At 48.8% G+C, this 19,434-nt stretch carries 15 protein-coding genes and 1 tRNA gene; 12 read left to right on the forward strand and 4 right to left on the reverse strand.

Annotation, left to right across the window (positions count from 1 at the left end):
- Positions 1-33: 33 nt before the first annotated feature.
- The 9 genes from mnmC2 to glnQ all read left to right on the forward strand — a co-directional run bounded on the left by mnmC2 (position 34) and on the right by glnQ (position 10,331).
- On the forward strand, positions 34-1,884 hold the full coding sequence (gene mnmC2 / locus GY634_RS13595; protein WP_166409280.1) for a tRNA (5-methylaminomethyl-2-thiouridine)(34)-methyltransferase MnmC2: 1,851 nt from the start codon (positions 34-36) through the stop codon (positions 1,882-1,884).
- Between the two features lie 115 nt (positions 1,885-1,999).
- Positions 2,000-4,207 (forward strand): glycoside hydrolase family 31 protein, encoded by a 2,208-nt coding sequence (locus tag GY634_RS13600; protein WP_242683717.1) that lies wholly within the window; start codon positions 2,000-2,002, stop codon positions 4,205-4,207.
- A gap of 323 nt (positions 4,208-4,530) precedes the next feature.
- A tRNA-Lys gene (locus tag GY634_RS13605) sits at positions 4,531-4,606 on the forward strand.
- A gap of 700 nt (positions 4,607-5,306) precedes the next feature.
- Positions 5,307-6,317 (forward strand): methionine ABC transporter ATP-binding protein, encoded by a 1,011-nt coding sequence (locus GY634_RS13610; protein WP_166409281.1) that lies wholly within the window; start codon positions 5,307-5,309, stop codon positions 6,315-6,317.
- The gene (locus GY634_RS13615) at positions 6,314-6,979 is read left to right on the forward strand and encodes a methionine ABC transporter permease (RefSeq protein WP_166409282.1); all 666 of its coding nucleotides are present in this window, start codon (positions 6,314-6,316) and stop codon (positions 6,977-6,979) included. Before GY634_RS13610 ends, GY634_RS13615 begins: the two co-directional genes overlap by 4 nt.
- Positions 6,980-7,008: 29 nt before the next feature.
- Positions 7,009-7,797 (forward strand): MetQ/NlpA family ABC transporter substrate-binding protein, encoded by a 789-nt coding sequence (locus tag GY634_RS13620; protein ID WP_166409283.1) that lies wholly within the window; start codon positions 7,009-7,011, stop codon positions 7,795-7,797.
- A 240-nt stretch (positions 7,798-8,037) separates the two neighbouring features.
- Positions 8,038-8,784 (forward strand): glutamine ABC transporter substrate-binding protein GlnH, encoded by a 747-nt coding sequence (gene glnH, locus GY634_RS13625; protein ID WP_166409284.1) that lies wholly within the window; start codon positions 8,038-8,040, stop codon positions 8,782-8,784.
- 112 nt (positions 8,785-8,896) lie between these two features.
- The gene (gene glnP / locus GY634_RS13630) at positions 8,897-9,583 is read left to right on the forward strand and encodes a glutamine ABC transporter permease GlnP (protein WP_166409285.1); all 687 of its coding nucleotides are present in this window, start codon (positions 8,897-8,899) and stop codon (positions 9,581-9,583) included.
- A gap of 19 nt (positions 9,584-9,602) precedes the next feature.
- Positions 9,603-10,331, forward strand: a complete 729-nt coding sequence (gene glnQ / locus GY634_RS13635; protein WP_166409286.1) for a glutamine ABC transporter ATP-binding protein GlnQ — start codon at positions 9,603-9,605, stop codon at positions 10,329-10,331.
- 60 nt (positions 10,332-10,391) lie between these two features.
- Here the strand turns inward: glnQ and GY634_RS13640 are convergent, their stop codons facing one another.
- The 3 genes from GY634_RS13640 to GY634_RS13650 form a co-directional block, all read right to left on the reverse strand.
- On the reverse strand, positions 10,392-11,090 hold the full coding sequence (locus GY634_RS13640) for a DUF6776 family protein (RefSeq protein WP_166409287.1): 699 nt from the start codon (positions 11,088-11,090) through the stop codon (positions 10,392-10,394).
- Positions 11,091-11,159: 69 nt separating this feature from the next.
- Positions 11,160-11,864, reverse strand: coding sequence for an N-acetylmuramate alpha-1-phosphate uridylyltransferase MurU (gene murU / locus GY634_RS13645; RefSeq protein ID WP_166409288.1), 705 nt, complete (start codon positions 11,862-11,864; stop codon positions 11,160-11,162).
- Positions 11,864-12,910, reverse strand: coding sequence for an aminoglycoside phosphotransferase family protein (locus GY634_RS13650; RefSeq protein ID WP_166409289.1), 1,047 nt, complete (start codon positions 12,908-12,910; stop codon positions 11,864-11,866). Before GY634_RS13650 ends, murU begins: the two co-directional genes overlap by 1 nt.
- 202 nt (positions 12,911-13,112) lie before the next feature.
- Here GY634_RS13650 and GY634_RS13655 point away from each other — a divergent pair, with 202 nt between their 5' ends.
- The 3 genes from GY634_RS13655 to rsmA are packed head-to-tail and all read left to right on the forward strand — an operon-like array spanning position 13,113 to position 17,664.
- Complete coding sequence (locus tag GY634_RS13655) at positions 13,113-15,434, forward strand: LPS-assembly protein LptD (protein ID WP_166409290.1); 2,322 nt, start codon at positions 13,113-13,115, stop codon at positions 15,432-15,434.
- A gap of 2 nt (positions 15,435-15,436) precedes the next feature.
- Positions 15,437-16,873: a peptidylprolyl isomerase gene (locus GY634_RS13660; protein ID WP_166409291.1), complete on the forward strand. Its 1,437-nt coding sequence runs from the start codon at positions 15,437-15,439 to the stop codon at positions 16,871-16,873.
- Between the two features lie 5 nt (positions 16,874-16,878).
- Positions 16,879-17,664, forward strand: a complete 786-nt coding sequence (gene rsmA / locus GY634_RS13665; RefSeq protein ID WP_166409292.1) for a 16S rRNA (adenine(1518)-N(6)/adenine(1519)-N(6))-dimethyltransferase RsmA — start codon at positions 16,879-16,881, stop codon at positions 17,662-17,664.
- A gap of 504 nt (positions 17,665-18,168) precedes the next feature.
- Here the strand turns inward: rsmA and GY634_RS13670 are convergent.
- Positions 18,169-19,398 (reverse strand): nucleoside recognition domain-containing protein, encoded by a 1,230-nt coding sequence (locus GY634_RS13670; protein WP_166409293.1) that lies wholly within the window; start codon positions 19,396-19,398, stop codon positions 18,169-18,171.
- Positions 19,399-19,434 lie beyond the last annotated feature (36 nt).

The raw sequence follows: 19,434 nt of genomic DNA on the forward strand, positions 1-19,434 counted from the left end.
TCATGTATTTATTGTGTATTAAAACGTATTAACATGACGGGCGGATTTCAAAAACTACAGCCAGCAGTACCTTCCTTTACTCAGAACGGTATAGCGCAGAGCTTGCAGTATGGTGATGTGTACCATTCTACGGCGGGAGCATTGGCGCAGACGCAGCATGTGTTCTTGGCGGGTAACGGCTTGCCTGAACGTTGGCAAGGGCGAGCACATTTCTGTATTGCTGAAACGGGTTTTGGGTTGGGCAACAATTTCTTAGTGACGTGGCTGAACTGGCTGCAAGACACTGCCCGTAGTCAGCGATTGCACTTTCTGTCGTTTGAAGCTCACCCCTTTCATCGTGACGATTTGGCTCGCATGCACGAGCACACTTGTCCTGAATTGCAGCCTTTAGTGCAGCAGTTGTTAGCGCAGTGGCCAGACGTATTGCCAGGCATACATAGGTTGTATTTTGAGGAAGGTAATCTGACGCTTACCTTGGTGTTTGGCGATATAGAACAGAAAGCCAAGCTGGTGGATGCACAGGTGGATGCATTTTTTTTAGATGGCTTTGCACCACGGTTAAATCCGCAAATGTGGTCGCGTCGGTTATTCGGTCAGTTAGTGCGTTTGTCCGCTCAAGGGGCAACAATGGCGAGTTGGTGCAGTGCAGGCCAAGTGCGTCGTGACTTACAAGATGCTGGTTTTTTGGTAGAAAAAACAGCAGGCTTTGCACACAAGCGCGAAATGATGCGCGGTGTGCTGCGAGAAAAGCTGGGGCGGCAACCACGCGTTGTGCCTAAGCATGTAGTGGTTGTGGGGGCGGGCATTGCCGGAGCGGCAACCGCAGCGGCCATGGTGCGTCGAGGGGTACGGGTGACAGTGGTAGACCCCGTATTACAAGAGGGGCTGGGGGCGTCACATAAAGGGCATGTGGCGATTGCGATGACGCCCTTAATTAGTGTGGATGATGCGCCGCGTATGCGATTAAGCCGTGCGGGCTGCTTAGTGGCTGAACAACAGTGGCAGGTGGATGGCGCGTCAGATTGTGTGGCGTTGGGTACGGTGCGTATAGCCACGGATAACGATGACGATAAGGCGGCGTGTAAAACGGTAGACGCCTTAGGTTTTCCTGAGTCTTGGGTGCAGTATTTAGATGCGCATGCTATGTCTCAGAAAGTGGGTGATGCGGTGTCGCACGGGGGAATGTACTTCCCTAGAGGGGCACGGGTGCAGCCTGAAAAACTCATAGAAAGATTATTAAGTCACCCACTGATTACGGTGCGCGCCGAGAAAGTGCAGCGCATAGAGTCGTCAGAATCGGGTTGGTGTGCCATAGTAGATAGGTCGGGTAGCACTCTTGATGCTCGTATCTCGGCGGATGCTGTGGTGTTATGTGTGGCGGGAGCATTGCCATCGTTGCTGCCAGAGCAGGAGATAGCTGGAAAAAACTATGGCTATCTAGCAGAAATGGAACAGTTGCCAGGTCAGGTAAGTTATTTCTCCGCTGCGCAAATGGCGAAAACGCCAGAGTTGATTCTGGCGGGCGAAGGCTACTTATTACCTGCTGTGGATGGCGTGTGTACGGCGGGTAGTACCTACGGTGCACATGGCGAAACTGCCGCTGTCACAGCAAATGGGCATCAAGAAATACAGGAAACGCTACAGCGCTGGCAGTCGTGGTTGGCATCAGCTACGCCACAAGGTGGTTGGGCTGGTTATAGGTCTGTGCTGAAAGACCATTTACCGCTGTATGCCGGTAGTGATCAAAAGATGGCTGTGTTGTCTGCTTTGGGCTCAAACGGCTTCGCATGGAGCGCCATTTTGGCAGAGGACTTAGCCGCAGCATGGAATAATGAGCCGCGATTGCTAGAGAGGGATTTATCCCGAGCGCTGGGTCTGCGATAATAGAAACTTTATGAACGGGATTGAGGTGTTTTTGCTTTTAGATTTGGATTTGTAGCAAAAATACGTCAAAATAGACACTTTATTCCCTTATTGGGCTTTGCCCGAGGATCGTGCTGTGTCGTCCAACACTCACCTTGCTGACGTGACGCAATTGTTTAATCTTCAAAGTAACCTTGCCATTAAACCGTCTGTAGCGGATTTTCAGGCTGAACAGACAGATCAAATCCTGCGTGTGGAAGCGCATTCCCCAGGCGTATTCAGGCTACGTTTTGGTAGCTTAAAACATATACAGCCTGAAAAAGTCAGTCTGCGTGCGCAACAGCAGGCTGAAATGCTATTAGTGCGGGAAGACGCCGTAGGTGAGTTTTCCCAAGAGTCTATAGAGCATGAGGGCGGCTGGCGCGTAGAGCAGGGCGAATACGCACTGGTGTTGAATCAGTCTCCATTTTCATTTGCGCTGTATAAAGGCGACGAGTTGCTGATGCAGTCATCTGGTGTATGGCAGGACGACAACGACGAGCAACAAGGTTGGAATGCGGCTTTTGCGTTGCAGGCTACTGATGTGTTGTACGGCTTGGGTGATACACAAGAAAGCCTAAATCGTGATGGTCAGCAGTTAGTGTCTGATTTACCTGAGCACCGTGTGCTGCCTTTGTTGTGGAGCACTAGAGGTTGGGGTGTGTATGTCAACACGCTAGAGCGCGTTGAGCATAACGTGGCGGTAGAGGAAGAAGCACGTTACAGCGTTCGAGCGTCGGCTCCGTTGTTGGACGTGTTCTTGTTTGCGGGCGCACCTACTGAAATTCTGAATCAATACACAGCACTGACAGGCCGTGCGGGGCAACCCGGTGTATGGCCTATGGGTGTGTGGTTGCAACAAGCAGCGGGTCAATCTATTGAAGACACACTCAGCTTGTCGGCTTCCTTGGCCGAGAAAGGCGTGGGTTTGGATGGCGTAATGGCCGCAGCGCCTGCCTTGTACGGATTTATGCCTGATCGTCCCTTATTCGTCTGGGACGAAGAGCGTGTACAAGATGGCCGAGATTTAAGTGCAAAAATAGAAAAATCGGGTGTGCAGTTGGCCGCGCATACTTTCCCTGGCGTGATAGTAGACACACCGTTGTTTGAAGAGTGGGAAGATCGTGGCTGGTTATTGATCGATGACGACACGGGTGCGGCTTATCAATTTGAGGGCGATGAAAATAGTGCCGGCAAACCGTTTGGTTTGTTAGACCTCACCCATAAAGATGTATTTAAGATGTGGGTAGAGCGCCAACGTCAAAACTATGATGAGGGTTTGGGGGCTCCTATATGTACGGTGAGCTACAACATTCCCGATAGCATTACTGCACGTGGTGGTGAGTGCGGTGCGTTGCTACGCACGGTTTACCCTATTTTGGTACGTCAGGCATTGTTTGATGCTTTTGCTGGTCATAAAACACCACAAGAGGGTGTGATTTGGAGCACAAACTTGTTCCCCGGCGTGCAGCGTTACAGCATGCAGTTAGGGCCGGATGTCAGCAATGACTGGGAAGGTATGGAGCGTTCATTGCGTTCTGCGTTGGCATTGGGCAATAGCGGCGTTACGGCACAAATGCACAAATTAGGTAACGCCGTTGCGCCTACGACTGACATGACAGCCGAGCTGTACATTCGTTGGTTGGCAATGGGCGTGTTCTCAGCCAACTTCTGTTTCCAAGCTATACCTGCGTTGTTGCCATCGGCCTTTGATGAGAAAACCCAAGAGCTAGTGCAACACTGGCTGCGCTGGCGCTATAGATTAGTGCCTTATATATTAGGCATTATCGAAGAGTCTGTACGTTGTGGTTTGCCTGTTCAACGTTCTATGGCACTAGAGTTTCCAGAAGATCCAGTTGCTCAGCAGTGGGATACTCAATATATGTTGGGTTCGGCATTGTTGGTGGCTCCATTTTTGCAGCCTGGTGAAGAAATGGAAGTGTATTTACCAGCAGGCAGTGCATGGTGGGATCTCAGTACTGGCTGGCGCTACGAGGGCGGTACAACATGGACGGTGACAGCAGGCTTAGATAGGTTGCCTATATTTGGTCGCGAAGGCCATATGTTGTGTTTAGGGCCTGAGGTGAATAACACCAGTGAGTTCAACTCTGCACGCTTGCTAGAAGAGGTTTGGATGTTTGGCATGCCTGAGCATAGCCCTGAGGTCATGCGTAATAAGATTCGTGTGATGCAGATGCAAGGCTCTAGCTATATAAAAGGCTTAGAGGGTCTGAAAATTCTGCCAGCCGAGGGCTTAGAGGTAAAACGTCGCGGTGCTGAGGTACGTATCTCACGTGCACGATAAGAGCGTGTTATAAGCCTGTACTGCGGTACGATAGACACACCCCTAGGTTGGATGATCCACCTAGGGGTGTTTTTTATGACTACAGCAATGTATTAGTGGTGTTGAGGAGTTTTGTTAGCATTATGCCCTGTTACAACTGTTTCTATGTGATGAGGGTTTGGTTGATGATTGCTGTGTTTATAAACAGTATTTATAGTGGTTTCAGCACTATATTTAAAAAAATACGATTTTTTAAGAAATATTTGTAGAAAGTGCTTGACGCACTGGTACAGCTGGGGCATAATTTAATTCTTCGGCGGTTGCTGCGAAGCAATTAACCCGAAGGGGTGGTAGCTCAGTTGGTAGAGCAGTAGACTTTTAATCTATTGGTCCTGGGTTCGAGTCCCAGCCATCCCACCAACCGGATACACAGTAAGTCAAATTTGATTTACTTAGCTACGAAAGTAGCTGAAAATAAGCCCCTGAAAAGGGGCTTTTTTTTTCGCCTGTGTTTTTGAGCTTTTAGAAAAGAGTTCCTGCTTCAGCTTGTAACAAACAAACGAATCTTTATAGTTATATGTGCTCTATGGATTTAGTCTGAATCCTTCACAGCCTCCCCATTGGTTTTTTCGATGTAGCCAGATAGTTTGGCAGACGGAGCAATGAAAGGGGCCTTCCCACTTTGCATTGTGTCGTTCTACGTAGCTTTCCCCGTTTTTCATGAAAGAATGGGGATGAGTGCCTGGAACAGCTACCGGCAAATCTAGACAATGGTCGCAAAGTGCGCGTGTAACTATAGCTTGCATATTAATCTCACATAACGGGTTGATAGGCAGTATTACAAGCAAAAAACGCTAAGCTATCTTACCTTAATTATGTGAAATTGAAATGGTTTACATACTTAGTAGAGATTTGTTTGTAATTTGAAACTAGCGTCTATTGTTTAGTTTAAGTAATTTGGCTGTTTATTTGCATCTTTTAGGTGATTGTTAATTAACTTTTTGGTTATAAGCAAAATAAATACCAATACAAACACTATGGTAGATTAATACAACACAATGAATGAAGTATCTAAAGAGTATTGAAATTCAATGTGGTCTTATTTGGTGGCTAGCACGTTGTGATTAGGTTAGAAAATATAGAGAAACGCTATACCAGCGCTAATAAAGAAGTGATCGCATTGCATGATATTAATATGCATATTCGACGCGGCGAGGTATATGGCATTATCGGACGCAGCGGTGCGGGCAAAAGCACGTTAATCCGGTTATTGAATATGTTGGAGCACCCTACGCAGGGAACGGTTAATTTCCAAGGGCAATGTATCTCCTTATTAACCGAGCAACAGTTAAGGCCTGTACGTCAAAAAATTGGCATGGTGTTTCAGCATTTCAACTTGCTGCAATCACGCTCTATCTTAGATAACGTATGCTTTCCCCTAAAGTTGGCTGGTTTAAGTAAGGCGCAACAACATGCTAGGGCGAAAGAGGTGTTGCAACTGGTAGGGTTAGAGCAGCATGCGACTAAGTACCCTAGGCAGTTGTCTGGTGGTCAGCAGCAGCGGGTGGGTATAGCTAGGGCATTGGCAAATCAGCCTGAGCTATTGCTGTGTGATGAAGCAACCTCTGCACTAGATCCAGAGACCACACAGTCTATTTTGCGTTTGCTCTTAGAGATCAATCAGTCTTTGGGGCTGACTATTGTGTTGATTACGCACAGCATGGATGTGATACGTCAGGTGTGCGATAGAGTGGCGGTGATAGAAGCTGGTGCGGTAGTAGAAAGTGGTGAGGTGCTGGACGTGTTTTTGCATCCTCAGCACGCGGCGACTCAAAGCTTGTTGGCGGAAAGTGGTAATGATAGTGATGGTTGGCGAGCGATGGATCAGGGCGTAAGCGGTAGAGTCATGCGTCTGAGTTTTAAAGGTGACGCTACAGTGCAGCCTTTAATTAGTAGAGTAAGTCGCGAGTTAGGTTTGGATATTAGTATTTTGCAGGGTGCGGTAAGCCGTATTAAAGGCACGCCGTACGGACAATTAGTGGTGGCAGTGGAAGGGCAGCCAGAGCAACAGCAAAGGTTGGGAGCCATGTTGGATGAACTGGGTGTGCAATACGAGGAGCTGCGAGCATGAATTGGTCTAATTTAGATTGGCCACTATTGGCCGAAGCCACCATTGATACCTTATTAATGACAGGGTTCTCTCTGGTTTTTACGGTTATCATCGGGTTGCCGCTGGGCGTATTGCTGTTTTTAACCAGTCCTAAACAGATGATGGAGCATCATGCGCTTTATCAAACGCTATCGCTGATCGTTAATATTCTGCGTTCAGTGCCATTTTTGATACTGCTTATTGTGATGATTCCTTTGACACGAATCTTGGCCGGTTCAGCGTTGGGGGTGGCGGGAGCGGTGCCTCCGTTGGTGATGAGTGCAGCACCATTTTTTGCTCGCTTAGTGGAAAACGTTTTAAAAGAGTTGGATCCTGGTGTCTTGGAGGCGAGTCGCGCCATGGGGGCAAACCCGCGCGAAACAGTGATTATGGCGTTATTGCCCGAGGCTAAAACAGGGGTGGTGGCTGCTATTGTAGTAACCGCTATTATGCTGGTGGGTTACTCGGCTATGTCCGGTGTGATTGGTGGCGGCGGTCTAGGCGACTTGGCGCTACGGTTTGGTTATCAGCGTTACCAGACAGATGTCATGGCAGTAACGGTCGTGATTCTGGTGGTGTTGGTGCAGTTAATGCAGGTGTGGGGAGATAAGCTGGTTGCGCGAATGAATAAGCGCATCGCTTAATCCTATTAAATTTCTTTCAAGGAGCTTTTATGTTGCTGAAAAAATTGGTGGCGAGTGCATTGGTTACCGCATTGGGTTTGGGCGTATCCGTAGCACATGCGGAAAAACTAAGCGTGGCTGCTACGCCCGTTCCTCATGCTGAGCTATTAGAGTTTGTGGCTCCTTTGTTGGCTAAAGATGGCGTAGAGCTGGATATCAAAGTATTTACTGATTATGTACAGCCTAACCAGCAAGTATGGGATGGGGCTATTGATGCCAACTTCTTCCAACACAAACCGTACTTGGATACCTTTAACAGCGAGCACAATATCAATTTGGTCTCGGTGGGTTTAGTACACGTTGAGCCATTTGGTGCTTACTCTAAAAAAATCAAAAGCTTGGATGAGTTAAAAGATGGCGCATTGATTGCGCTGCCTAATGATCCCTCTAATGGTGCCAGAGCGTTATTGTTGTTGCAGCAACATGGCTTGATTACGCTTAAAGATCCTACCAATATTTTGGCTACTTCTAGGGATATTGCCGAGAATCCAAAGAAATTGAAATTTAAGGAAATTGAAGCCGCTACATTACCTAGGGTATTACCTGATGTGGATTTGGCTTTAATTAATACTAACTATGCATTAGAGGCTGATTTAAACCCTCTGGAAGATGCTTTGTTTATTGAAGGTGCAGAGTCACCTTATGCTAACTTGGTTGCAGTAAAGGCTGGAAATGAAGAGAAAGAAGCTGTGAAGAAGCTGATCCAAGCTTTGAATAGCGAAGAAACTCGTGCCTTTATTCAAGAGCAATACAAAGGCGCAATTGTTCCTGCGTTCTAATATATAGAAACAATTTTGCAAGAAAGCGGTGCAGTGATGCGCCGCTTTTTTTATGTGCAACCGTTAAACAATGTGATGAGGATCAAGGATGCGGGTTATTCTCCATACAAAAGGAGGGCTTTTTATTACTATAGTGATACCTCTTTGTAGTAGCAATTTATCCAATTGCGCTATGGTGTACTGAAGTTTGGCGTTATGCATGCCAGATACTTATATCCCCCTAGTAGGAGTCAAGTAATCATGAAGCACAAGATCAAAGCGTGGCTAGCTGTTGCAGCACTGATGGCATTGCCAATGGGTGCGCAAGCACAAGGCAAAGAGTTGATTATGGCTACAGACACAGCGTTTGTACCCTTTGAGTTCAAGCAGGATGGCAAATATACGGGGTTCGATATTGATCTATGGGATGCCGTAGCAAAACAAGCAGGTTTGCAATACAAACTGCAGCCTATGGATTTCAACGGCATTATTCCTGGCCTGCAAACACGTAATGTGGATGTTGCGCTTGCTGGTATCACTATTAGAGATGATCGTAAGGAAGTCATCGATTTCTCGGATCCTTACTACGAAAGCGGTTTGGCCATCTTGGTGCGTGAAGATACCGACGGTATTCAAAATGCAGCCGATCTAGATGGCAAGCAGGTGGCCGTGAAGATTGGTACTGCGACGGTGGACTATCTGAACCGCGAAGTACCTGGTGCCAAGTTGAAGCTATTTCCAAATATTGATAACGCTTTCTTAGAGCTGGCAACAGGTCGTGTGGATGCGGTGGTGCATGACACACCTAACGTGCAGTATTACGCTCAAACTGGTGGCAAAGGTCATGTAAAAGTGACTGGTGCTGTGAAAAGTGGTGACTACTACGGTATTGCTTTCCCTAAAGGTAGCGAACTGGTGCCGGTAGTGAATGAAGCCTTGGCTGCGATCAAAGCAAATGGCACGTACGATGTTATTTACGAGAAATGGTTTGGTAAACAACCTGAGTAAGTCGTAGGTGACTGTATTGCAATTTCAGAGCGGCCAGCTAACACAGGGCCGCTCTTTGTTTATCACGTTACGGTTTGTATGGACGGTAACGACACACTAAGTAGGTGTAACGGTGACATTTGAATGGTCTGTGATTTGGAATGCTTTGCCCAGTTTGTGGGAAGGCACCAAGATGACGCTTTATATTACGGTGCTGGGGCTGGTAGGTGGCTCTGTGTTGGGTTTTCTGACTGGGGTGATTACTACCTATGTAAAAGGGCCTATAAAGCTGTCTACGTTACCTATACAGATACTGGCTATGGTGGCTAAGGCCTACGTACTGCTAATACGTGGTACGCCCATCGTGGTGCAGGTGATGTTTATTTATTTTGCTTTGCCATTATTGGCAGGTATGCGTATTGATGGTGAGTCAGCGGCGATTTTTACCTTAATGGTGAACTCGGGTGCTTACATTGCTGAGATAGTGCGTGGAGCATTGCAGTCTGTGCCCAAAGGATTGCAAGAAGCGGGTGAGGCGATGGGTCTGCCTTTTCACAAAATCCTGATTTACATTATTGCTCCCGTAGCATGGCGTCGTATGATCCCAGCCATGGGGAACCAGTGCATTATTAGCCTTAAAGATTCTTCCTTGTTTATTGTGATTGGTGTGGCTGAGCTTACGCGTCAAGGCCAAGAAATCATTGCCGGTAATTTCCGATCAGTAGAGATTTGGGGAGCTGTAGCCATTATCTATTTGATTCTGACGGGCGTAATTGCGCTGATACTGCGTACAGTTGAACGTCGCTTGCGTGTGGTGTGATAAGTAGGGAGAACACAAGATGAAAATCGTAGAATTCAAGCAAGTGATTAAGCGCTTTGGCGAGAACATCGTGTTGAACGGTGTGGACTTGGAGATTGTCCCTGGTGAAGTAGTGGTGATTGTAGGGCCTTCTGGCTCGGGGAAATCTACCTTGCTACGCTGCATTAATGCACTGGAAAGCATTGATGAGGGCGACATTGTGGTGGATGGCTTAAGTGTACGAGACAGCCCTGCACAAGTGCGTGCCTTGCGTAGAGAAGCGGGCATGGTGTTTCAGCAATTTAATTTGTTCCCACAATTAACGGCACTAGAAAATGTGATGTTTGGTCCGGTGCACACGCGTGGGGCATCGAAGGCTGAGGCGAAAAAACAAGCGCAAGAACTGTTAGCCAAGGTTGGGCTGGCGGAACGTATGGGGCATTATCCTAGCGAGTTGTCAGGTGGTCAGCAGCAGCGTGTCGCCATTGCTCGGGCGTTAGCTATACGTCCGAAGCTGATGTTGTTTGATGAGCCTACCTCGGCGTTAGATCCCGAACTGCGCTTCGAGGTGTTAAAAGTCATGCAAGACTTGGCCGAGGAAGGTATGACCATGATTGTGGTGACGCATGAAATGGAATTTGCGCGTAAGGTGGGTAGCCGTTTACTGTTTATCGATCAAGGTAAGATAGCGCACGATGGCAACCCTGAGGAGTTGCTTAAAAATCCACCCAGTAAACGATTACAAGATTTTCTTCAGCATGTGGCTTGATGTGTATAGCCAAAAAAACAGGGCCTGTAAAAGGCCCTGTTTTTATATGTCGCTGATGTGTTAGCGCACATTAATAATGCGCATGGCCTTGGCGCGCTTATTGCCGGGCTCAAAGATTTGAATGGTGATTTGGCGTGGTGTCACACCGTCAGGCAATGTGACGTCACCCATCAAGTGAGCATAGCGGCCCAATGAAACCTCAATGGGTTCTAGGTCTACGTAGCCTGTACGCCCGTTGGGGTAGCGGCCTTGAATATTAAACTGCATTTCACCGGTAAAGGTTTGCCCGGCTTGCTCTTTATCTTGCATTAGCAAAATGTTGTAGTTCAATTTGCCATCGCTGGTGGTAAAGGTCGCAGAGCGAATGCCCGGTGAGGTGCCACGTGGGTCGGCAGGCATTGCATCCGCAAAGAGTTCTATGTCTTTTTGTAGTGCGCTGACCGTTTGATCGTGGTTGTCGAGCGAACTTTGCTGAGATTGCAGACGCGCTTGGCTTTCTTCTAAGTCTCGTGTGGTACTCGCCAGTTGCGACTGTAAACGCTGGTTTTCGGCATTAGCGCTGTTTAAGTCAAAGTGCAACTGTTCGGATTGTTCTACCGTAAGACGTGTAGGGCCGTAGCTGGTTTGAATAAACAATAAGCCGCCCGCGCCGATAATTACACCGGTTAGCATAAGTACCAACCAACGAGGGATACGGCGTTTTCTGCGTGAATAATCGTAGGGGGTAGGTCTGAATACGGGGCGTTTAGAACCGAGCATGGACTGAGAGTATTTGCGGGTGAATGAAGGTATGCGTATCAGGCATTAACCTGAATAATCATAACGTGCCTATTCCAGTGCGCCAAGCTGACTTGAGATTTTTTCTAGTCGCTCAGGGGTGCCTACATCCGTCCAAGTGCTTTGCAGCGCTTCACCACTAATGTGTTGCTGCGACATGGCCTGCCGTAGCAAAGGCCCTAGTGGCGCGGGTTGGCCTACTGGTAGCGCGGAAAATAGGGCTGGTTTGTAACAGCCTATACCACTGTAGGTAAGTGGTTTATCTGAAATTGTAAGGGGATGTTCCGATAGCAGTTGGCTGGGTGCTTGCAGGTAAAAATCGCCCTTCAGATTGTGTTCGGGGTTTTCTACCATCCACAAGTGAGCAAGGCGATCGCTATCGTCTAAGGCTTTGGCTGCAGCAAAAGCGTGTTGGGCATCCCAATCGGTGAAGACGTCGCCGTTGATAATTAAAAAGGGGGAATCCCCTAGTAATGGTAAAGCTTGTCGTATGCCGCCAGCGGTTTCTAGCGCAGGGTTTTCAGGACTGTACTGTATGTGCACCCCCAACTGACTGCCATCGCCAAGCGCTGCTTCTATTTTTTCACCCAGCCATGCATGATTAATCACGATGTCGGTGATGCCAGCACGTTGTAGGCGCAAAATATGCCATTCAATCAGTGAATGTTTGCCAGCACGTAGCAGGGGTTTGGGGCAGTGGTCCGTCAGTGGCCGCATGCGTTCGCCGCGGCCCGCTGCCAAAATCATGGCTTTCATTAAAAGGTCATCCCCAGTACGGTTTGGCGGCCTTCAATGCGATCTAGCAGTTTGCGTATAGGGAATAGCTCTTCGTAGCGGCTAGTCACTTGGCGCAAGTATGCTTGCAGTCTAGGTAGGTGGGCCAGATACCAGTCTTTGCCATCACGTATAGACAGTCTACAAAATACACCCAATATACGTAAATTACGTTGCACACTCATCCACTCGTAAGCACGGTGAAATTCGGCAAAGTCTAGACTAACGGGCAAATTGGCGTGGATGGCAGCTTGCCAGTAGCGTATGGCCCAGTCCAGTTGTTGCTCTTCATCCCAGGTGTGTCGGGCATCCATTACCAAGGACGCCAAATCGTAGGTAATAGGGCCTACTACTGCATCCTGATAGTCAATGACGCCGGGGCGTAGACTATCGTCTACGGGCATCATGAGGTTGGGGCTATGGTAGTCGCGGTGTACCAGTACTTGTGCCACATTGACGTTATCAGCAACCAGTGCAGCAAAACATGTGTCTAGCGCTTTGCGTTCTGGTTCCGTCAAGCTGGTGTTACAGTGCTGGTTAATAAACCATTCTTCAAACACTTGCAGCTCTTCTAGCATGCGAGCCTCGTTATAGAGAGGCAGGCCGCTGCTGTCAGTGTGTTGCAGTTGCACCAAGCTTTGTATCGCACCACGGTACAGGTTCTGAATGGTAGGATTGTCCAAGCCTTTTTGTAGCGCATGCCAGAAGTTATCTTGGCCCAGATCGCTCAGCAGTAAAAAGCCCTGCTCTACATCGCTAGCAAGTATGTGCGGCACATTTAGATCACGAGCAGCGAGTCGCTGAGTAATGTCCACGAAGGCCGCGGTATCTTCTTTGGCGGGGGGCGCATCCATGACAACGAGTGTGCCATGTTGGCTATCCAGGCGGAAGTAACGTCGGAAACTGGCATCGCCTGAGGCAGGGCGCAGTGTATCAAGTTGCAGGTTGTAGCTGCCGTCCAATGTGTGTAGCCAGCTTAACAGTTGCTGATAACGGGAGTCATTGGCGAGATTTAAAGTGGCATCCATGGGCTAAGAACAAAGTTTTGCAAGAAAAAAGGCGAATAGCGCTGCCGTATCGGGCGAGCTTATCTATAATAACGGGTCACGGCCAGCAAAAGGGTGGTCGGCCATTACTTTAGCGTAATTCTATTTTCCTGGGGATACGGATCCGGTGCGAGCGGTCAGACGTTTTCATTTATTGTTGTTAGGCTCTCTGACGTGCGCCGTAATGCCTGTCAAAGCGGGGGCAAAGCAGCCCACCTTGCAGGCTTCGCCGGCGTTGCAAGTTCGTCAGGTAGCGGAGGACGACATGACCTCCTACCTCATTGGTGACGAGCTTGAGAGCATGGAAAGTGGGGAGGTAGTGCTGACGGGTGATGCGCAAGTGCGCCGTATAGACTCGGTGAGTAAGGGCGATCAGATTCGCTACGACAGAAATACGGGCGATGTGAAAGTTCGTGGTAATGGCGTGCTCATGCGAGGGGGCAGCATCGTACGCAGTCCCAGCATTGACTACAACATGAAATCCGAAGAGGGTGAGCTAGATGCCATGCGGTTTTGGCTAGACGGTGGCTCATCGGGTACAGCCGAGGCAGGTACCATCTACAACAGCGATCACATGAAATTGGACGACGTGCTGTATAGCACGTGTCCATGCCCTGATCCGGCGTGGTACATCAAGGCCCCTACAGTAGATTTGTACATAGACGAAAACCGTGGTGTGGCGCGCAACAGCGTAATCTATTTTAAAGATGTGCCCATCTTTTATTCGCCGTATTTCTCTTTCCCTTTACGAGAAGAGCGTAAATCGGGGTTCTTAACCCCTGTGTATGGCTATACCAGTAACAGTGGTTTGGAATTGGCCTTGCCCTACTACTTCAATCTGGCGCCTAACTACGATGCAACCTTGACGCCGCGTAACTACTCTAAGCGTGGTTTGCAGTTAGACGGCGAGTTTCGCTATTTGGGCCGCACCTATGAAGGTCAGATTAACGGCTCTTACCTGAATCATGATAAGAAAACGCGCGAAGCGCGTTGGATGCTATCTACACAGCATCGTCAGCGCTTAGGCTACGGCTTTGGGTTTAGTGCACGGTATAACCGTGTGTCGGACGATAACTATTTCCGAGACCTAACGTCTATTGATTTAGGTAATACGAATATTGATAGCTTGGCTAGCTCCGCTGCCTTTACTTGGTCTGGGGCGAAGTATTTCAACGCATCGTTGTCGGTAACGCAGTATCAAACCTTGCAAGATGAAACCTCGAACTACAGGCGTCCTGAATACAACCAATTGCCCAGTTTGAAGGTGCGTGGTGCGCGTTATAACTGGGGTGGCTTTGATGTGGTGAGCGAGAATGCCGTCACACGATTTGAAATGCCCTATTATTCGGGCACATTGTCTGAGTTTGATAAGTACCGCAAGTTGAGAGTAGCCCCTAACGGAACACGTATGTCTTCCTTGACATCCATTAGCTACCCAATGGTGCGTCCTTATGGCTACATTACTCCCAAGGCATCGTTGCACTTGAGTCAGTACGATACCGAATGGAGTGCATTACCTAGTGGTAATGCTGCGCGTGATAACCCGCGTAGCAAAGGTCGCGCATTACCTTTACTGTCATTGGATTCAGGCTTGTATTTTGAGCGTGATACTAGCCTGTTTGGTAATAACGCCATACAAACGCTAGAGCCTCGCATGTACTACTTGTACGTGCCGTATCGTGATCAAAGTATGCTGCCTATTTTTGATACTAGCGTAGCGTCGTTTAATTTCTCTCAAGCCTTTAGTGAGAACATTTACAGCGGTGGTTGGGATAGGATTGCGAACGCCAACCAGTTAACCTTGGGTTTGACTACTCGTTGGTTGGATGCTGATACGGGTGAAGAGCGTATGATGTTGCAGGTTGCACAGCGCTTGTATTTCGAAGATCAAAAAGTCTTCTTAAGAAATACGGCTAATAACGAATACCCTGAAACACGTAGGCGCTCCGATTACTTGTTTGGCGCAGGTGCAGCCTTAACAGACACCCTGAATGTGCGTGCAGATGCGCAATTCAATCCGCAATCCAGACGTACGAACCGATTAAGTGCAGGTTTTAGATGGCAACCACAACGTTTGGCGACCTTGTCTGCATCATATCGTTACGAGCGTGATCCTAGAGCCTTTGATAATCCTAACTATTTCAGGGAAAATCCAACAGCAAGTGATAACGGTAGAGAACGTGTGTCCGTAACGACGCAGTGGCCGTTGTCGAATAAAGTATTTGCGCTGGGACGTGTGGATTATTCCCTGCAGGAAAAACGTAGTACGCAAACTATCTTCGGTATGGAGTACAAAGGCGAATGCTGTTGGGCAGCACGTTTTGTAGTACAGCGTTACGCGGTATCTGCCCAAAAAAGCAATTCAGCAGTATTCTTCCAGTTAGAGCTGTCTGGCCTGGGCGCTGTTGGCCCTGACCCGATGAAAATGTTGCGCGAACGTATTGTAGGGTACGAGCCTATTACGCCTACTAGCTCAGAAACAACCACCTTCGAGAGGTATGAATAAAGATGCGGTTACGCTGTTCTAAATTTGTGTTGTCAGGAAGCCTGGCGCTGGTATCTACGCTGTTTGCTGTAACAGCGGGAGCACAACAGGCCGCCCAACCCGCAGAGCGTTCTGCCCGTTTCGTTGATGGTATTGCGGCGATTGTTGATTCTCAGGTGATTACGTTGCGTCAGCTAGACAGCGAAGCAGCGATAGTGGCCCGACAATTGCAGTCACAGAATATTCCATTGCCTGATCCGCAAACATTGCGTTTGCAAGTGTTGAATAGGTTGATAGACCAAACCATTCAAGAGCAAGAAGGCAAACGTTTAGGGATAGTGATCACGCCTGAGTTCTTAGACAATGCAGTCAAAATGGTGGCCGAGCGTAACAAGCTGACCCCTGAAAAACTGCGTCAAGAAATTACCAAAACAGGGATGACATGGGATGATTATCTTAAAACCCTACGTCATGACCTATTGCTGGATCAATTGCGTCAACGGATGGTGGATGAGCGCATCTACATTAGTGATGCAGAAGTTGACGCTTACTTGAAAAAACAAGGTGTGCAAGCGCCAGCGAGGAGTGCTGCCGCCAATAACCAAGCAGCGGCAGGCCCTGTGTACATCGAGTTGGCACAGATTTTAGTGCGCGTACCCGAAGGCTCAGACAGCAACACAGAGCGTAATTTGCGTCTTAAAGCCGAAGGGCTATTAGCGCGTGTGAAAGCGGGTGAGGATTTTGCTGGTGTAGCCGCCGCAGCATCTGATGGGCAAGAGGCTTTGCACGGTGGCGTGCTGGGTATTCGTCCTCTAGAGGGCTGGCCTGACTTGTTTGTGGATAACATCAAAAACTTGTCGTCAGGACAAGTTAGTGGTTTGGTGCGTAGCGGTCAGGGTTACCACATTTTGAAAGTTACCCACCACGGTGGTCAAGATGCGGTAGATACATCTGTGGCGCAGCCGCAAGCTCCGGGTACTACCGAGCAGGGGCCGATGATGGTTACCCAAACTAAAGCGCGTCACATTCTGATCAAACTGTCGCAAGTGCGTGATGATGAGCAAGCGAAAGAGCGCATTGAGCAACTGAAGCAGCGTATTGATCAAGGCGAGTCGTTTGAAGTGTTAGCGCGTAGTAACTCAGAAGACAGCACCGCTCCATTGGGCGGTGATTTGGGTTGGTTAACACCAGGTGAAACCGTTCCCGCATTTGAGCAGGCTATGGACTCCCTACAGCCGGGTCAGGTCAGCGCACCAGTACGTTCGCAGTTTGGTTGGCACATCATCCGTGTAGACGATAGACGTACGAAGAACATGGAAAACGAATATCGCCGTATGCAGGCGCGTCAGCACCTGTTTGAACAGCGAGTAGAGCCCGCATTGGATGATTGGCTAAGCCAGTTACGCGGTAGTGTGTATATAGATAATCGCCTAGAGAAGGCATTGTCGTCGGAGCAGTAAACAGCATGGCTAAACATGAAGCCCGCAAGCGATTCGGACAGAATTTTTTGCATGACCTATCCGTAATCGATGATATTGTGCGGGCGTTGGATTTACAGCGCGATGATAAGGTCGTAGAGATTGGTCCCGGTTTGGCCGCCTTAACGCGGCCATTGTCGGAACGACTGGACCATTTGAATGTGATTGAGCTGGATAGGGACTTAGCACATCGCTTACGCAATAGCTTTAGTCCCAAAAAATTGAGCATTACCGAAGCCGATGTGCTGACAGTAGACTTTGCTCAATGGGGCGAAGGCTTACGTATTGTGGGTAACTTACCCTACAACATCTCCAGCCCGTTGTTGTTTCACCTAGCATCTTTTGCGCATTTGGTGAAAGACCAGCATTTCATGTTGCAACGCGAGGTGGTGGATCGCATGGTGGCAAAGCCCGGCAGCAGCGACTACAGTCGCTTGTCGGTGATGCTACAGTCGCGTTACCGCATGTTCAAACTGTTTGATGTCTCGCCCGAAGCCTTTGACCCTGCACCGAAAGTAGTGTCGTCTATTGTGCGTATGCGACCTTTGCCTGAGGACAGACCTCAAGCCAAAGACGTAGCATTATTTGAGCAGTTGGTAGCATCTAGCTTTGCACAGCGTCGTAAGATGTTGCGTGGTAGCTGGAGCAAATGGGTTGCGCTTATTCCTTGGGATGACGTTGGCATAGAGCCTACAGCGCGTCCTGGCGATGTTAGCGTACAGCAGTTTATTGCTGTGGCAGACGCGTTAACGGCGCAAGGTGTTACGGGCTAAGTAGACGAAGGTTTAAAGTTCACTTACTCACGACTGGCTGCCGTGGCCTAAGGCTATAGCCAATGAGCGTTAAAGCCCGCTCACTCACGACCGGACCGCATGAGTCTACGGCTGCGAAAGTATTTTCAAATTTGTAAACCAAATTGAAAAATACTTCCCTCCGCCTTTCCTTCGTTGCTTGCCGTGGGCTTTGCTTTGGAGGTGGCTGTCAGTTGTGCGTACTTCTGAGCAAAACAGCACGTGATGCAACGCAAGTTCTCCAGAACAGAAATCCTCTAGCTGGTTGTGCTTGAGTCAACCTCCTGCAGCGTAATAACAAGGCATGGACAATATGCTCTGATTCTGGCTCGTTGCCACATGAGAAAGGGCTGTAAACCTACCAATAGCAAAATACTCGGGGAGGCGGAGGAAAACTTTTTTGATTTGGTGTCTCAAATCACAAAAAGTTATTCCGCAGTCCCCCAGCGAGTGCGATGAATGCAGCCGCTACAGCGTAGTGATTAATTAGCCAAAAAACCAATAGCAAACTGCAATGGCTGCGATCACGCCAGCTAAGTCAGCAAACAACGCGCAACCCACTGCATGGCGGCTACGTATGATTCCCACTGAACCAAAATACACCGCCAGCACGTAGAAGGTGGTCTCTGTGCTGCCTTGAATAGTGGCAGACAATAAGGCGGCGAAACTGTCTACGCCATGGTGATTCATGGTTTCGATCATGAGTGCTCGTGCTGCACTACCCGAGAAAGGTTTTACCAGCGCAGTAGGTAGAGCTTCCACAAAGCGGTTATCCATACCTACTGACGCCACTAGCCAGCGTATGCCATCTAGCAGTAGATCTAAGGCACCAGAGCTGCGTAACAAGCCTATGGCGCACAACATGGCAACTAGGTAGGGGAGCAGGTCACGGGCGACGGCAAAACCGCCCTTAGCACCCTCTACAAAGCTGTCGTAGACGGCAACGCGCTTCCACGCGCCTACACCCAGAAACAGCATAATAATCAGAAACAGACTCAGGTTGCCTAGTAAGGCAGAAAGGGTGCTGATGGCTGCAACGCTCAATGTGGCCAGGAAGGCCATGAACAGCGACATGGCTGCCAAGAAACCGCCTAACCACAACAGCATGACCGGGTCTGTTAACCGTAAACGCTGGACGATGGCAACGCTAATTAACCCCGCTAATGACGAGACCGTTGTGGCAAGCAAAATAGGTAAAAAGACCAAGGTGGGGTCGGGTGCACCTTGCTGTGCGCGGTACATGAAAATGGTAACGGGCAGCAGGGTTAAGGATGACGCGTTCAGTACTAAAAAGAGAATTTGTGCATTCGTCGCTGTTTGGGGGGTGGGGTTCAGGCTTTGTAGCGCCTGCATAGCGCGTAGCCCTATAGGGGTGGCGGCATTATCTAAGCCCAAGCCGTTTGCGGCAAAGTTTAAGGTGATCAACCCCAAGGCTGGGTGACCCGCTGGCACTTCTGGCATCAGGCGCTTAAATACGGGAGCGAGTAGTTGCCCTAATTTTTCTACAATACCGGCGCGTTCGGCCACACTTAAAAAGCCCATCCATAAGGTTAGGGTGCCAAAAAGCACCAGCATGATGCTGACAGACAGTTCAGCCATCTGAAACATGCTGTTGACCATACGGCTGAAAATTTCTGTATCCCCTAACCACAGCCACTGGAACAGGGCGGCGATGGTGGCGATTAGAAAAAAGCAAAACCAAAGGATATTTAGCATCTATAGCGCGTGTCAAAAACAAAAAAACAGGCCCCT

It is taken from the genome of Paenalcaligenes suwonensis (assembly GCF_011290505.1).
Lineage (GTDB): Bacteria > Pseudomonadota > Gammaproteobacteria > Burkholderiales > Burkholderiaceae_B > Paenalcaligenes > Paenalcaligenes suwonensis.

Bases quoted from the DNA above. Each gene is read 5' to 3' on its own strand.
- mnmC2 (WP_166409280.1), top strand. From the start codon at position 34: ATGACGGGCGGATTTCAAAAACTACAGCCAGCAGTACCTTCCTTTACT.
- GY634_RS13615 (WP_166409282.1), top strand. From the start codon at position 6,314: ATGAATTGGTCTAATTTAGATTGGCCACTATTGGCCGAAGCCACCATT.
- GY634_RS13620 (WP_166409283.1), top strand. From the start codon at position 7,009: ATGTTGCTGAAAAAATTGGTGGCGAGTGCATTGGTTACCGCATTGGGT.
- glnH (WP_166409284.1), top strand. From the start codon at position 8,038: ATGAAGCACAAGATCAAAGCGTGGCTAGCTGTTGCAGCACTGATGGCA.
- glnQ (WP_166409286.1), top strand. From the start codon at position 9,603: ATGAAAATCGTAGAATTCAAGCAAGTGATTAAGCGCTTTGGCGAGAAC.
- GY634_RS13640 (WP_166409287.1), bottom strand. From the start codon at position 11,090: ATGCTCGGTTCTAAACGCCCCGTATTCAGACCTACCCCCTACGATTAT.
- murU (WP_166409288.1), bottom strand. From the start codon at position 11,864: ATGAAAGCCATGATTTTGGCAGCGGGCCGCGGCGAACGCATGCGGCCA.
- GY634_RS13650 (WP_166409289.1), bottom strand. From the start codon at position 12,910: ATGGATGCCACTTTAAATCTCGCCAATGACTCCCGTTATCAGCAACTG.
- GY634_RS13655 (WP_166409290.1), top strand. From the start codon at position 13,113: ATGCCTGTCAAAGCGGGGGCAAAGCAGCCCACCTTGCAGGCTTCGCCG.
- GY634_RS13660 (WP_166409291.1), top strand. From the start codon at position 15,437: ATGCGGTTACGCTGTTCTAAATTTGTGTTGTCAGGAAGCCTGGCGCTG.
- rsmA (WP_166409292.1), top strand. From the start codon at position 16,879: ATGGCTAAACATGAAGCCCGCAAGCGATTCGGACAGAATTTTTTGCAT.
- GY634_RS13670 (WP_166409293.1), bottom strand. From the start codon at position 19,398: ATGCTAAATATCCTTTGGTTTTGCTTTTTTCTAATCGCCACCATCGCC.